Genomic DNA, 14,574 nt, shown 5'->3' with positions numbered 1-14,574 from the left:
AAATGAAAAAAACAATTATTTTACTATTATTATCACTTAGCTTTATTTTTGTAAGTGAAGCACAAACACAAAAAATTATTTCCAAACGCAATGGTTTCTTGGCAGGATTAAAAGATGTATCTATTGATACGCTTAATGGCGGTGATATGCTTATGTATAACTTTTCACTTGGAAAGTGGATAGCTACCAGTGGAAATGGCAACGGTAACGGAAATACTAATAGTACAACTATAAATTCTACTTATGATTTTCCAGCAGATGTAAGTTTAACTAGTGCAGATAGCAATTTATTTGTAATGAATGTTGGCGGTAAAGCGGTTGTGGCTGATACATGTTGTAGAAGTATGGGGCAACCCTCTAAATTTGCAATTAAAATAGACCAACTTTATACAATACCAACGCAGGACATTTATTATTTAATTATAAATACAAATCCAACAGTTGGGGACTATTTGCTTATTGAGGGCTATAATGCCAATCAAACATTTAATTTTACTACTACTCAAAACAATGGAACTGATGTAATAGTAGGAGCAAGTCTGAATGAAACACTTAACAATTTAGCAAACACTATTAATAATACTATATATTCAGAGTTAGAAGTAATACACCGTCAAAATAGTGATACAGTTTGGTTTTTTGCCACAGGATATTCTACTTATGAAAATACGGTAAATCAAATTGCATTTAATGGTTCTATGGTGGTTTATGGATTTCATTATCAGTATGGTCAAAACACAATAGAAAACTGTATGTATTATGATATATTTAATTACACTAATAACAATTATAATACATCTATTTATTACCAATCATTTATAAAAAATTCACATTTACCTAATGCTAAGGTAGATATTTCTGGAAATTATTATTTTGTAAACAGCACGGCAGAACTTGCAGTCGATATTGCTTATTTGATTGATAGTTTGTATAGTTATCATATAACTGCCACCGCTTCAAATGATACTATATATATAACTTCAGTGGGCAATGAAAATGGGTATCTTAATATAAGTAATTCTTGTGGTTATGGCGTTATTTTAAATTCATTTCAGCAGCAATATGGTTCAGCTGGAAGTCCGCCACATGTTGGCTATCCAATTTTAGGCGTTTTACAAAGTGTAGACGGTGGAATAGCTAAGATTTATAATACAAAGTATCATAAAGCCATAACAGCTGATGCCATTAGTTTTAATACAAGCATGTCTGTTTCTTTAAACGAGCGTTATTTGTTGCCTTTTGACGGTGGAAAGTTAAGAGGTTTGAACTATTTCCAAAACAATTTTCCGTCGATTTTTGATGATGACAATTTTTTTAAGACAATTGCAAACGGTATCTATATATCTAATACGGAGGCATCGCAAGGAGAAACAATAATGGTTAAAGAAACACTTCCTTTTTTCAATTAATATTTTATGAATATCATACTACAGCTATTAGATGACAAATTTAATATCATCAATTTAACGATGCTATACCTAGTAGGTATAGTAAAAATTGTATTCACTTTTTTTGTATCCATTGCAGGATACGCAGAAGAAGCTGAAGCCATACTAACTGTACTGATTGCTATATCTGTATTTATTTATAATATTATTAGAATTATAATAATGCTAAAAAATAAGCATAAAAATAAAAGCGATTAGAGATTGTTAGTTTTCAGTCGCACTCCTACAACTAGTAGGAGTTTTTTTCTTTCATTTTGGAATAATATTTGCTAAATTTGTAAAAACATTAATCATGAGCACTGTTTATGTTTCTATAGATACAAAAACCAAAGATGGTAAAGCATTAGTTTCTTATTTAGAAACATTAGGCGTTGTACGGGTGTATAAAGAGCCAAATGCAACTACAAAGCGAGCTATGCAAGCAGCTAAAAAAGGCACAGTAAAAAAAGTTACCAATACAAAATCTTGGTTTGAAAAACTCATCAGCTAATGTATCAAATTAATTCTACCAATCAATTTGAGAAAGATGTAAAACTTTGCAAAAAGCGAGGGTATAAAATGGAATTGTTACTACAAACCATCTTAATCTTAGAAGAAAAAGGAAAACTACCAGCAACCTACAAACCACACAAATTAACAGGAAATTATAAAGGATTTTGGGAATGTCATATAAAGCCAGATTGGCTCTTAATTTGGCTTCAAAATGATAAAGAAAAACAAATTACACTTACGCGTACAGGCACACACGCAGACTTATTCTAATTTTCCCCTAAAAAATTTGTTTTTGGCATTCTTTTTGTTACATTTGTTGTGCATACAAAAAGAGAATTTAATGACAAATCAAACAATTTATTTAAAATCAAGCCACACGGAGAGTTTTGGAAACTCACACATTCTGTCATGGAATTCTCGTATGCAGCCGTGTGGTGTTTTAAAACATTTATTATGCATACGGGAAAAAAGAAAACGGCAATGAAAGTACAAGGTATCAGTAATGCCACAGAACAACAAAAAAATTACCACTATGTAATTTGTGCTAATGTAGCACATCCAAAAGAAAGCGATCACATTACCAATGTAGAGCTTATTAGAGTAAGAGGACCACGCCAAACTAAACATCAGTTTTTAAACGAAGTGCCAAATGGTAGCAACTCTATCTATATGCACAAAGACGAAATTCCAGAACTAATACAATTATTAGAAGAATTTCAGAGCAAACTAAACATTATGTATAACTTTCCAGAACTATAAGCCATGAGAGAACATATATTTGAAATTAGTGTAACGCTAGGAAATTTCAATCAAACCAATTGGTCGCAATTTACAACACCACTTTATGTAAGAGCTGCATCGCACAACGAAGCAGAACGCAAGGTTTTGGAAAAATTAAAAAATGATAAAGACTTTTATAAAGTAGCAGAAACAGAAGATGAACGCTGTTTCGGTTTGAAAAAAGCAACCGATTTTAAAATTTCCTTTATAAAAAAACTGTGTAAAATAGATTTTTAACAACAAAATTATAAGTAATGAAAAACATACTATACGAAATAGTGGTTACAACTCCAGAAAGAAAAATAGAGGAAGTTATATTTATGGCTATAGCAAAAAGCAAAAAAGAAGCAAAGTTTTTGCGAGCATCGGAAATAAGAAGATTTATTCAAAGGATAGGATACGAGAAACCTAAAATATCGGTTAACAAAATTGGCACACAGCACTTTCATTCGATATGCTTAAATTAAACTACTATAAAAAACGCTCCGAAAATGGAGCGTTTTTTTATTTTATAGTTCTGGAAACTTATCACGCAAATCAACGCTTTGTAAAACTCCTAAATTTTTTAAATATTCCTGTAGCATATCTAAGCTGTGGTGTCTTAACTGGTTTTGTATATCGCGAATATTTAAACCAGCTTGTACGCATTTTACAACGCCTGTATGTTTCCAAGAATAAAAGGCGTAACGCCCAACAATTTGCAGTTTGTCTAAAAATCGCTTGTGGTTGTCGTTCAGCCATTTATGCCCTATTTTTTCTGGTCCTGGAGTACCGTATTTTCCAAGCACAAAATAGCCGCTAGGATACTGTTTTAAGAACTGCAATTTTTCTTTTAAAACTGTTGGTATTACTACTTTTTGCGTTTTTCCGTTTTTGGAGTGTTCGCCTAAAATCTCTATAAACTCAAAGTCTAAATTAATATCACGAATAAGCAAATGCCTTTGTTCATTCGGTCGAATAAAGCAGTAATACAGTAACATGACGGCTAACCACAATTGCGGATTGTTTTTTTCAATTTCACTTTTTAGCTTAGCGATTTGAGCATCGTTAAAATACATGAGCGATTTAGGATTTTTTTTCATCTGTGGTATTCTGTCTACTGGATTTCGGCTAATTAAATCATGTTTAATCGCTTTGCTGTAAAGAATGTGTAGTGTGTTTCTGTATTTCGCAATAGTATTAGGATTAATTCCTTTGGCATGTAAAAAAATAAAAAAATTAGTCAACTGTTGTTTAGTTACGGTTTCTTCACTTTTGCCTTTTAAAAACTCCGTAAATAGATTAAGTACAGTAGTATAAGCACTAATTGTTTTGGGTTTTAATTGCCAACTATCCAGCGTTAACGCTTCTTTTAGAATAGATTTAGTTTGCTGTGGTACAAGCCACTGCTCAAGCTGTGATATCATGAGTTCAGCGATGTTTAGGCGTTCGTTGACGGTTTTGCCTTTGTTAATTTTTCCTCGTATTTGTAGGCGTTTTTTGCCCAGTCCGTTGTGGGTTGGCACATACGCCTCGATGTACCAGTCCTTCTCCATAGAGAGGTCAGTAGGGCGTAATTTTAGAGACAAAAATTTTTTTTCTTGTACTAACATGGCTTTTAAAACTTTGGTAGTAAAAGCTCAACAAAGGGTACAAGTAGCTCAACAATATAATATGCTTATAATCAAATAGTTACAAGCGTAGCGGAGAGAGAGGGATTCGAACCCCCGGACCTGTTACAGTCAACGGTTTTCAAGACCGCCGCATTCAACCGCTCTGCCATCTCTCCGATTGAGAGTGCAAATATAGCAGATTTTTTATTATACAAAATGAATAAACTGTAAAAAATAATTTTATTTTATTCTTTTACTTTATAATCCTATATTAGTTGTTCAATAAATACATTTAATGGATACTGAAAAAACTGTAAGAATAGCTGGTGCTCAAGGTTTTTATGGCGACTCTCCTTTTGCTGCTATGCAAATTGCTATGCAACACGAAGCCGATTATTTAATGCATGATGCCTTAGCTGAATTAACACTTTCTATTTTACAAAAAGACAAATTAAAAGACCCAAATGCTGGTTTTGCTAAAGATATTTTAATTCATGCCAAAACAATTTATCCAATTGCTTTTGGTAAAGGCATTAAAATAGTAACCAATTCTGGAGGATTAAATCCTAATGCTGCAGCTCAACAAGTCAAAGCTATTTTAGAAAAACAAGGTATAAAAGGCATTAAAATTGCTACAATTACTGGCGATGACTGCGTTAATCGTTTAGATGAATTTCAATCAAAAGGTTTACTACTAGAAAATTTAGATGACAATACTGTTTACGAAGCAAAATATCCTGTTACACATGCTAATGTTTATACTGGAGCTCAAGCAGTAAAAGATGCTTTAGATAATGGTGCCAACTTAATTTTAGCTGGCAGAGTAGCTGATCCTTGTTTGGCCTTAGGAATCTTAGCTCATGAATTTAATTGGCAAATTGATGACGCATCTACGCAAGAATCACTTAATCATTTGGCATTTGGTATTACAATTGGACATATTTTAGAATGTGGTGGACAAGCTTCTGGTGGAAACGCTTACTCTGAATGGCCAATGGATTATAATTTGTCTAATCTTGGCTATCCAATTGCAAAGGTAAAAGCTAATGATACGGCTATCATTACTAAAGCAAAAAATACAGGTGGTAAAGTTTCTAGAAATACAGTAAGAGAGCAGTTGGTTTATGAAATTCATAATCCAGCACATTATATCACACCAGATGTTATTGTTGATTTAACGGAAATTGAATTAAAAGATATTAGCGAAAATGAAGTAGCGATTAGTGGCATTAAAGGAAAACCAAAACCAGAAATGTTAAAATTGTGTATTGGTCAGCACGAAGGTTTTGTAACCGAACAATTTTTCTTTTTCTCCTATCCATATACTTATGATAAAGTACAGAAATTCATTCAAGCTGTAAAAGAAATTTGGTCGAAGTTACCTATAAAATTAGAAGAAACTCGATTTAATATTATAGGTGTAAATGGTTTACACGAAGATGCTGTTGATTTGCCTTCTGCTGAAGAATTAAATCAAAGAAGTGAATTAGGTGTCCGTATTGCTATTAAACATAAAGACGATAGAAGTGGAAAAATGGCTATGCAAAGTATTGTGTGTTTAGGTTTAAACGGACCACCAGGATTAATTTCGGTTCCAGGTTGGGGAAATGTAAACAGAGCGATGTTGAGTTTATGGCCAACGCTGATTCCTAGAGATTTAATTGAACAAAAAATTGAATATTTTGAACTATGAAAACAATAAAATTAATAGATATTGCTAGTGCAAGAAGTGGCGACAAAAATAATGTTTGCAATATTGGTGTAATGGCAAATAGCATTGAAAACTATCAAATATTAAAAAAACACTTAACCGAAGATGTAGTAAAAAATCATTTTAAAGGATTGATAAAAGGAAAAGTAGAACGCTTTGAATGGGACAATTTAGAAAGTTTAAATTTTGTTTGTCATGAAGCTTTAGATGGTGGTGCATCAAGAAGTTTGAGAATGGATACCTTAGGAAAAAATTTTAGTTCGCACTTATTGAGATTAGAGTTGAATATATAATAAATTAATATTAAAATCATATTTATGAACAATTTACATCATCCAAGTAAAAAAGAGTTTCAAGTAGAAAGAATTATATTTTTTAGCGATGCCGTTTTTGCAATTGCTATTACATTATTAATTATAGAAATCAAAGTTCCTTTACTTCATGGTAGTGACATCACCGAAAAGAACTTTTTCAACCAGCTTTTATTACTTTCACCACAGTTTTTAGGATTTATTTTAAGTTTCTTTCTAATAGGACTTTATTGGTCTATACATCATAAAATGTTTGGTTATGTAATTAATTACAACAGTAAACTAATTTGGTTGAATCTTTTGTTTTTATTTTCAATAGCACTGATGCCTTTTTCAACTGCAGTTTATAGTGAATACTCAGCTCCAGAAAATATACAATTAGTGTTACCATATGCTGTTTATGTAGCCAATATTTGTTTAACTGGATTTATTTGTTTTTTAATTTGGACCTATATTGGCAATCCAAAAAATAAAATAGCAGAACACATTCCTGATGGTGATTTTTTAAAAACAGCTAAGATTCGGTCATTATTACTACCTTCTATTTTTATTATATCATTATTAATATCAATTATAAGTCCAATAATTGCTAGATTTTCATTATTCCTAATTCCATTTTTTATGAATATTTTTAAAAGCAAAAATAATAAATAGAAATTAACTTATAATATTATTTACACTATCTGCTTCACTCCATCTACAATATTGGCAATGTAAAAATCTGCAGATTGGTTTGCTTTTTCAGTATATTTTTTTGAAACATAATTTATAAACTGTTTGGTATATTCTTTTTCAACCAATGCAATACAACAACCACCAAAACCTGCTCCTATCATTCTTGCACCTAAACAATGACTAAAATGTGTAGCATAGTGTACTATAATATTTAGTGCTTCACTGCTTACTTCATAATCATCTGCTAATGATTGATGCGATGCTGTTAACAATTGACCAAATATTTCAAACTCATTTTTTTGCAAAGCCAATACTGCTTGTTCTACTCTACCAGATTCTGTTATTACATGTTTAGCTCTAAAATATAATTCATCATCATCTATATAACTTAATGATATTGGATGTACTTGACTTAAATTGTCTGCTGGATCAAATTGTTGTACAATTTTAAAAGCCATTTCGCATGATTGTCGTCTTTCATTATAAGCAGAATGTGCTAAACTTCTACTTTGATTAGAATTGATGATTACGATTTGATACGCTTGAAAATCTGTAGGAATATAAGTATAATCTAGCGTAGCACAATCTAAATAAATGCTATGATTTTGTTTACCTAATGCCACAGCAAATTGATCCATAATACCACATTGTACACCTATATATTTTGTTTCAGCCAACTGTGCATCTAATGCTAATTGTATTCTATTTTCAGAGTAATAATTTTGATTAAAAATATATAATATTAAACATTCTAAAGCAGCTGAAGATGATAAACCAGCACCTAATGGTAAATTGCTATCTAATACAATAGACTTTGCTTGTAAGCGAATATTTTTGTCGATTAAAACTTTTAAACAAGCAATTACATAATCATACCATTGAATATTATTTTTATTTATTTCGTAATTTTCAACTTCATCTATACTAATTTTATATGCTTGTTGATATTGATTGGCATAAAGTGCAATAGTATTATCGTTGTTGGAAGCAACAGCTGCACTAATTCCCAAAGAAATTGCTGCTGGTAAAACACGACCTCCATTATAATCAATATGTTCTCCTATTAAATTGATTCTTCCTGGTGCAAAATAAACAGCACTTGGTGTTTGGTTGTACTGTTGTTCAAAATCTTGAAGTAATTTTTGAGTATTGGTCATTGGTCAATAGTTATTAGTCAATTGTCATTTGACATTAGTTATTTGGTGCTTGATAATTGATATTTATTCAATGCGTTTTTTAATTCTACTGCTGTGTCTTCTACTGCTCTGGTATTCGCAGCTGCCCACGCTCCCATTTCTGAAGACGCATAATACTTAATCGTATTTTCATTTCTAAGTGGTGGATAAAACTCTATATGAAAACGATAAAATTGTCTTTGTTGTGTTTCTGTAAATTCTTCATCATTGATAGCACCTTGATGCATACACATCATATATGGAAATGATTTATCAAACAAACTATCAAACATTCCAGTAGTATTTTTCAAAACTTCTACTAAATCTTTTTGTTCATTATTATTAAAATCTGATATATATAATTTATCTTTTTTACTTTGTATAAATACACCATATGGATAATCTGTAAAAAAAGGCAAATACATTACAAATGTATCATTCTCAAATATAATGCGTTGATTGTTTTTTAGCTCTTCATTCAAAATTTCATCAAACAAATTAACATGATGTTTTTCATAATATTTTTTAGCATTAATCAATTCTGTTTTAATTTTTAAAGGAATAAACGGATAAGCATACAACTGTCCGTGTGGATGATGCATCGTAACACCAACAGCTTCTCCTTTATTCTCAAACAAAAAAACATATTTTACTTCATCATATTTTTTATAAAAATTAAATCTTTCTATCCATAAATCAATCAACTTCAATACATGTTCATCTAATAAATTATAAAATTGTTCTTCGTGTTTTGAAGTATATAAAATGACTTCACTTCCACCAATAGCATTTTTCTTTTGATATAAATCTGACTCATTATCTACATCAAACATTGCTGGTGCATCTAAGTTTGACAAAACAGGAAAATCATTTGGATAATTAAACACATCATAATGATTAGGCACTTTTTTATCTTGTCCTGGACAAAACGGACACCAATCTTTTGGTAAATTCGGTCGGTTTTGTCTATTCGCCGCAACCATAACATAAGTATCTAACAGTGGATTATATCTTAATTCTGACATGCATTAAAGATGATAATTTTTTACTACATTTATATCATAAAAATTTTAAATTTACAGTTTATGAAAAAAATAATTTATGCAATAGTTGTCATTTTGGTCGTAATTCAATTTATTCCAACACAAATCAATGTACAAAGTACAGATATGAAAAATGATATTAGTACTCTTTATACTGTTCCTGATGATGTGAAAGAAATTCTTAAAACATCTTGTAACGATTGCCATTCTAATTATACTGAATTACCAAGTTATGCTAAATTTCAACCAGTAAAAATGTATTTAGCACGACATGTAAAGAATGGAAAAAAACATTTGAATTTTTCAGAGTTTGCTACATACGATGCAAAAAGACAACAAAAAAAATTAGACGAAATTGCTGAAGAAGTTGAAGAACACAATATGCCACTTTCTTCCTATACTTTAATTCATACTGATGCTAAGTTAGATGATGCAAAAATACAAGTTTTAAAATCTTGGGTGGAAGGTATTCAACAAAACATAACTGTTGTTTCAGATAGTGTAAGTATTAACTAAACTCAATTATATTTTTAAAAAATAGATTCTAGACAAATTTCTTCGTTCCGAAGTTTCGGAATACTACAAGATTTTCTGGAATGAAGAACATCATATATATGAATAAACATCAACAAGAAGAAACTAACAAAGTTAAAAAAACAGATAGTGTTTTTATTGCTGATACTGCTAGAGTTTTAGGCAATGTTAGTTTGGCAAATAATGTTTCTATTTGGTATGGTGCTGTTTTAAGAGCAGATTTAGACGCTATTATTATTGATGAAAATACTAACATTCAAGAAAATTGTGTGTTGCATGTAGATTTTGGAAAACCAATTACTATTGGCAAAAATAATATTGTAGGACATGGTGCTATTATTCATGGTGCAACTATTGGCAATAACAATTTAATTGGTATGCGTGCTACCATTTTAAATGGAGCAACAATTGGCAATCATTGTATTATTGGTGCTCATGCTTTGGTGTTAGAAAATATGCAAATTCCTGATGGTAGTATGGTTTTAGGTGCACCTGCTAAAATTGTTAAAACCTTAGATATTACAATAATTGACAAAATGATACAAGAAGGTGTTGATGAATATGTACATTTATCAGAACAATATCTTAAAAACAAATGAATATATTAATTATTAGATTAAGTTCTATTGGTGATATTATACTCACTTCTCCTATTGTAAGATGCATCAAAAAACAAATGCGTGATGCCAAGATTGATTATATCACCAAAAAAGAATATACAAAACTACTAAGTGCTAATCCGAATATCAATACAGTATATACTTTAGATAATGATATAAAAATAATCAATAAAAATAAATATGATTATATTATAGACTTGCATGATAATATTCGTTCAAGAAAAATTTGTAGTCAGTTAGATGGCAAAGTACTACGATACAATAAACAACGATTTAAACGATGGTTGTTGACTACATTCAAAATAGATTTACTACGCAATCATATTGTTGACCGTTATTTTAGTGCTGTTAAATCTTTGAATATTATTAATGATGGACAAGGTTTAGACTATTTTATTCCGAGTGAAGATGAGATTTCTGCTGGACAATTGCCTTTTACACACATTACTGGATATTGTGTAATTGTTGTTGGAACAAAGCACTTTACTAAGACAATTCCTAAGGCACATTTAGAATACATTTGCAAACATATTAAAATTCCAATTATTTTAATTGGTGGAAAAGAAGATGCTTATTTAGGAACTCAACTGTCTATTATAGATGATTTTAAAATATATAATGCTTGTGGAAAGTATAATTTGAATCAATCGGCAGCTATAATAAAGAAAGCTAAATTTGTTATTACTGGCGACACTGGTATGATGCATATTGCTGCTGCATTTCAAAAAAGAACCATTGCTATTTTTGGTAGTACTGATAGTCGTTTAGGATTTTCGCCATATCAAAGTGCATCGAATTATAGTATAGTTGAAAACACAAATTTAAAATGCCGACCTTGTCATAAACATGGAAAAAGTACTTGTCCGAAAAAACATTTTAAGTGTATGTTAGCTATTAATCCTCAAAAAATTATTGATGTAATTTAAAAGTATAAAACCTATTGTGTATTAGAGCGTCATTCCTGAAAATTTCGTAGTATACGAAGAAATTTATCAGGAATCTGTTGTGAAAATCATAGAAAAGATTCCCAATCAAGTTGAGAATGACGATTTATAATATATATAATCAATAACCTATATTTTTTATCATTTTATAGTGTGGAATATTGACTTCTGTAAACTCATCTCCTATTTTTTGATACGCTAATTTTTCGTAGAATGGTACTGCATTCAATCTTGCGTGTAGCTCTATTATTTTGTATTGATTTTGTTGAGTATAGTTTTCTGTAAATTGAACTAGCATTTTTCCTATGCCTTTATTCTGAAATTGGTCATCAACAGCTACTTGTCGCATTTTAACGGTTGATGCATTTATTGCTTGTAATAGTAAAGTTCCAACTACAATAGTATCTAGTATTGCTACAATATGTATTTGATTGTTTTCTGCTAATAATTCATCTTTAGAAAATGATAAACCTAATGGTGTTCGTAAAACTCTGGTTCGTAAATCAACAGATGCTTGTTGCAAATCAGATTGAAAATCGACTATTTTAATGATAACATTATTATTCATCTAATAAACTCAATCCAAATTTTATATAAGTTTTAATATCGTCGTTTTGTTCATGTGCATCTACATTTTGCTTTTTTATTTTTTTACCTAAGCGAACGATAATTGCATTTTTTTCTGGAATTACAAAAATAAACTGACCATGAACACCTCTAAAATATGGAATTTGTAATTTATTGTAATTAATCATCCACATTTGATAGCCATACCAATCGCAAGTTCTACCATCTTTAGTTTTTAAATACGAAGCTGGTTTAGTCATTTCAGTCAACCAATTTTCATTTATTATTTGTGTAGAATCAACTTTTCCTTTGTCTAGAAATAACTGACCTAATTTGGCAAAATCTCTAGCAGTTGCATTAATACAACAGAACGATTTTTCTATGCCTTCTTTTTTATCGATACTCCACAAAGCATCATTTTCCATGCCTAAAGGTTGCCACAATTGTTGTGTAGCAAAATCTGCGACTGACATACCACTTACATTTTTTATAATGTAACCTAGCGTTTGCGTACAAATACTCTGATATTCCCAAATAGTTCCAGGTTTTTCATCTTTTCTCATCTTTATTTTGGCTAAAAGTTTATCTAAATCTTCACCATAATATGACTCGGCTGTCATAGAAAAAATATTCCAATAAGATTCTTTCCAATCAAAAGAAGCACTCATGGTTAAAACATCTTTTAATGTCAATACGCCATTAGGAATTTGTTTAAGTTGTGGTACATATTTTTTTACATCATCATTAACAGACGCAATTTTTCCTTGCTCAATTAGTTTTCCAATAAGCATAGCATTTACAGTTTTTGCCATAGAAAAAGAACCAGAAATTGTATTTCTATTATAATCCTCGTAGTAGTGTTCGTTGATAATTTTTCCATCTTGAATAACTAAAAAAGCACAAGTTTGTCTTTCTTTAAAAAACGATTCCATTTCTTCAGTTAATGGTGTTTTATTGTAAAAACTACTTTGTTTCCAAGCTCTTGGTAGCGTTGATTTTACTATAGTATTATTTTCGAATTTCTTATAATCATCTACATTAGAGAACCAATATTTTAAACCATTTTGAAGATGTTTTGGTCCAAAAAATAACAACAATAAATATATAGCTGCTACTATCAATATTGTTTTAAATAATTTTTTCATAGGACTTTTTATTTTATATGATTTTAAATGTTTTTTATTAATTTATAAAAAAGATTCTGAAGCAAGTTCAGAATAAATAATACTTATAATTATTACTTTTATTCTTGTTCTGTTTTAGTTTTCTTATAAAGTGTTCCTACATTATAAATATAACCAAAAGAAATATTCATATTACAATTATATAATTTATCATTTTTTAAAATACTAATCATACCTGCATTGTGTCGAACAGCAATATCTAACCAACCATTACCTGCTTTAATATTCAAACCAATACCAGAAGCAATGCCCATATCAAATCGTTTAGTGTTGCTACTTAAAGAATAATCTTCATTATATTTATATATTGTTCTTTTATCTAAAGTTTGACTATATTGAATAGAAACACCTGTCCAATATCCAAAATAAGTACCTAAATAAATTAAGGCTTTAAATTTTTCATTTCCAAATTTTGCAACACCAAGCAAAGGAAATTCCATATAATTCAAACTAAACTTTTGATAGTATTGTATAGTATCCGTTTTATTTTTCCAGCGTTGTCCTTTTTGAGAAAAATTCCAACCTGCTTGTACAGCAATATTTTTGTGTACATCTACTCTAAAAATAAATCCAACATTAGATCCTAAATTAATTTTATTATCAAATCCAGTAGGATTTTCTATTTTTCTAATATGTGCAATATTAAATCCAGCTTTTCCACCTAAATAGAAATTGGTTTGAGCATAAGTCGCTAAAAAACAGCTAAATACAAAAAAGAATAGGAATGTTTTACGCATAATTGACAAATTTAATAGATTATTTTAAATGTGAAACTATGTTAATGTATAATTATTTTCCTTAATAAATTTAGAAAACTACAAATAAGGCACTACATTTGATTAAACAAATTAAAAGTTTAGTATGAAAAAGATTTACTTTCTAATGTGTTTGACAGTTCTTACGCTTGTAGGAATGGCTCAAACTACAGATGCTCCAGCAGGAGTAAATTCTGACATTAAATTTGATGTATCAGAAATAGACTATGGTTCAATCGAAAAAGGTTCTAATGGTGTAAGAGAATTTACTTTTACAAATCCAGGGACTGAGCCATTACAAATAACTAATGCAAGAGGTTCTTGTGGTTGTACAGTACCATCTTACTCTAAAGATCCAGTTTTACCAGGTGCAAAATCTGTAATCCAAGTAAAATATGATACAAATAGAGTTGGTCCTTTTTCTAAAACAGTTACTGTAAATACAAACTCTGCAACTACACCAGTAGTAACATTAAGAATTCACGGAACAGTTAATGCTCCAGCTGTTGAAGAAGCACCTCAAGTGCCACAATTTCAACCAGTAGATGCTCCACAAGTAGAAGCACCTAAAGTTGCTCCTGCTCCAAAACCAGTTCCTGCAGTAGCTCCAGTGCCAACTAAAGTTGTTGAAAAAACTGAAGCTAAAATCGAAAAAGAAGAAGGTGTGGTTAAAGCACAAACAAAAAAAGAATTAAGAAAAGCTAAAAAAGCAGCTAAGAAAGCAGCTAAATAAAACTTACTTA

At 30.1% G+C, this 14,574-nt stretch carries 19 protein-coding genes and 1 tRNA gene; 13 read left to right on the top strand and 7 right to left on the bottom strand.

What is annotated here, in order from left to right:
- The first annotated feature begins 2 nt into the window (after positions 1-2).
- From H6553_06630 to H6553_06605, 6 genes are all read left to right on the top strand, one after another.
- Positions 3-1,409, top strand: a complete 1,407-nt coding sequence (locus H6553_06630; GenBank protein MCB9033492.1) for a hypothetical protein — start codon at positions 3-5, stop codon at positions 1,407-1,409.
- 6 nt (positions 1,410-1,415) lie between these two features.
- Positions 1,416-1,646, top strand: coding sequence for a hypothetical protein (locus H6553_06625; GenBank protein MCB9033491.1), 231 nt, complete (start codon positions 1,416-1,418; stop codon positions 1,644-1,646).
- A 94-nt stretch (positions 1,647-1,740) separates the two neighbouring features.
- Positions 1,741-1,938 (top strand): hypothetical protein, encoded by a 198-nt coding sequence (locus tag H6553_06620; protein ID MCB9033490.1) that lies wholly within the window; start codon positions 1,741-1,743, stop codon positions 1,936-1,938.
- Positions 1,938-2,210 (top strand): type II toxin-antitoxin system YafQ family toxin, encoded by a 273-nt coding sequence (locus H6553_06615; GenBank protein ID MCB9033489.1) that lies wholly within the window; start codon positions 1,938-1,940, stop codon positions 2,208-2,210. Before H6553_06620 ends, H6553_06615 begins: the two co-directional genes overlap by 1 nt.
- Before the next feature lie 183 nt (positions 2,211-2,393).
- Positions 2,394-2,699, top strand: a complete 306-nt coding sequence (locus H6553_06610; protein MCB9033488.1) for a hypothetical protein — start codon at positions 2,394-2,396, stop codon at positions 2,697-2,699.
- A gap of 3 nt (positions 2,700-2,702) precedes the next feature.
- Entirely contained in the window at positions 2,703-2,957 is a 255-nt protein-coding gene (locus H6553_06605; protein MCB9033487.1) for a hypothetical protein, read from the top strand.
- 272 nt (positions 2,958-3,229) lie between these two features.
- On the opposite strand, the gene H6553_06600 is transcribed toward H6553_06605, so the two are convergent.
- Positions 3,230-4,312, bottom strand: a complete 1,083-nt coding sequence (locus H6553_06600; GenBank protein ID MCB9033486.1) for a site-specific integrase — start codon at positions 4,310-4,312, stop codon at positions 3,230-3,232.
- Between the two features lie 91 nt (positions 4,313-4,403).
- Positions 4,404-4,488 (bottom strand) — tRNA-Ser (locus H6553_06595).
- 119 nt (positions 4,489-4,607) lie between these two features.
- Here H6553_06595 and H6553_06590 point away from each other — a divergent pair.
- Genes H6553_06590 through H6553_06580 form a run of 3 tightly spaced genes read left to right on the top strand, consistent with a single transcriptional unit; the run spans position 4,608 to position 6,988 of the window.
- On the top strand, positions 4,608-6,005 hold the full coding sequence (locus H6553_06590) for a DUF1446 domain-containing protein (GenBank protein MCB9033485.1): 1,398 nt from the start codon (positions 4,608-4,610) through the stop codon (positions 6,003-6,005).
- Complete coding sequence (locus tag H6553_06585) at positions 6,002-6,316, top strand: hypothetical protein (protein ID MCB9033484.1); 315 nt, start codon at positions 6,002-6,004, stop codon at positions 6,314-6,316. The genes H6553_06590 and H6553_06585 overlap by 4 nt, the downstream gene beginning before the upstream one ends.
- Positions 6,317-6,340: 24 nt before the next feature.
- Positions 6,341-6,988 (top strand): DUF1211 domain-containing protein, encoded by a 648-nt coding sequence (locus H6553_06580; GenBank protein ID MCB9033483.1) that lies wholly within the window; start codon positions 6,341-6,343, stop codon positions 6,986-6,988.
- A gap of 20 nt (positions 6,989-7,008) precedes the next feature.
- On the opposite strand, the gene H6553_06575 is transcribed toward H6553_06580, so the two are convergent.
- Together H6553_06575 and galT are read right to left on the bottom strand one after the other, a co-directional pair.
- A complete protein-coding gene (locus tag H6553_06575) occupies positions 7,009-8,166 on the bottom strand; it encodes a galactokinase (GenBank protein MCB9033482.1) in 1,158 nt (385 codons plus the stop codon).
- Between the two features lie 38 nt (positions 8,167-8,204).
- A complete protein-coding gene (galT, locus tag H6553_06570) occupies positions 8,205-9,209 on the bottom strand; it encodes a galactose-1-phosphate uridylyltransferase (protein MCB9033481.1) in 1,005 nt (334 codons plus the stop codon).
- A gap of 60 nt (positions 9,210-9,269) precedes the next feature.
- Here galT and H6553_06565 point away from each other — a divergent pair, with 60 nt between their 5' ends.
- The 3 genes from H6553_06565 to H6553_06555 all read left to right on the top strand — a co-directional run bounded on the left by H6553_06565 (position 9,270) and on the right by H6553_06555 (position 11,307).
- Positions 9,270-9,743, top strand: coding sequence for a heme-binding domain-containing protein (locus H6553_06565; protein MCB9033480.1), 474 nt, complete (start codon positions 9,270-9,272; stop codon positions 9,741-9,743).
- Positions 9,744-9,841: 98 nt separating this feature from the next.
- The gene (locus H6553_06560) at positions 9,842-10,360 is read left to right on the top strand and encodes a gamma carbonic anhydrase family protein (GenBank protein ID MCB9033479.1); all 519 of its coding nucleotides are present in this window, start codon (positions 9,842-9,844) and stop codon (positions 10,358-10,360) included.
- A complete protein-coding gene (locus H6553_06555) occupies positions 10,357-11,307 on the top strand; it encodes a glycosyltransferase family 9 protein (protein ID MCB9033478.1) in 951 nt (316 codons plus the stop codon). Before H6553_06560 ends, H6553_06555 begins: the two co-directional genes overlap by 4 nt.
- Before the next feature lie 139 nt (positions 11,308-11,446).
- Here the strand turns inward: H6553_06555 and H6553_06550 are convergent, their stop codons facing one another.
- The 3 genes from H6553_06550 to H6553_06540 form a co-directional block, all read right to left on the bottom strand.
- Positions 11,447-11,893, bottom strand: a complete 447-nt coding sequence (locus H6553_06550) for a GNAT family N-acetyltransferase (protein MCB9033477.1) — start codon at positions 11,891-11,893, stop codon at positions 11,447-11,449.
- Positions 11,886-13,037: a serine hydrolase gene (locus H6553_06545; GenBank protein ID MCB9033476.1), complete on the bottom strand. Its 1,152-nt coding sequence runs from the start codon at positions 13,035-13,037 to the stop codon at positions 11,886-11,888. The genes H6553_06550 and H6553_06545 overlap by 8 nt, the downstream gene beginning before the upstream one ends.
- Before the next feature lie 98 nt (positions 13,038-13,135).
- On the bottom strand, positions 13,136-13,813 hold the full coding sequence (locus tag H6553_06540) for a PorT family protein (GenBank protein MCB9033475.1): 678 nt from the start codon (positions 13,811-13,813) through the stop codon (positions 13,136-13,138).
- A gap of 175 nt (positions 13,814-13,988) precedes the next feature.
- Here H6553_06540 and H6553_06535 point away from each other — a divergent pair, with 175 nt between their 5' ends.
- Positions 13,989-14,564, top strand: coding sequence for a DUF1573 domain-containing protein (locus H6553_06535; protein MCB9033474.1), 576 nt, complete (start codon positions 13,989-13,991; stop codon positions 14,562-14,564).
- The last annotated feature ends 10 nt before the right edge of the window (positions 14,565-14,574 follow it).

The organism is Chitinophagales bacterium (assembly GCA_020636535.1).
GTDB lineage: Bacteria > Bacteroidota > Bacteroidia > Chitinophagales > JADIYW01 > JADJSS01.
The sequence above is the reverse complement of the archived record's forward strand: the minus strand, read 5'-3'. Positions and strand labels throughout refer to the sequence as shown.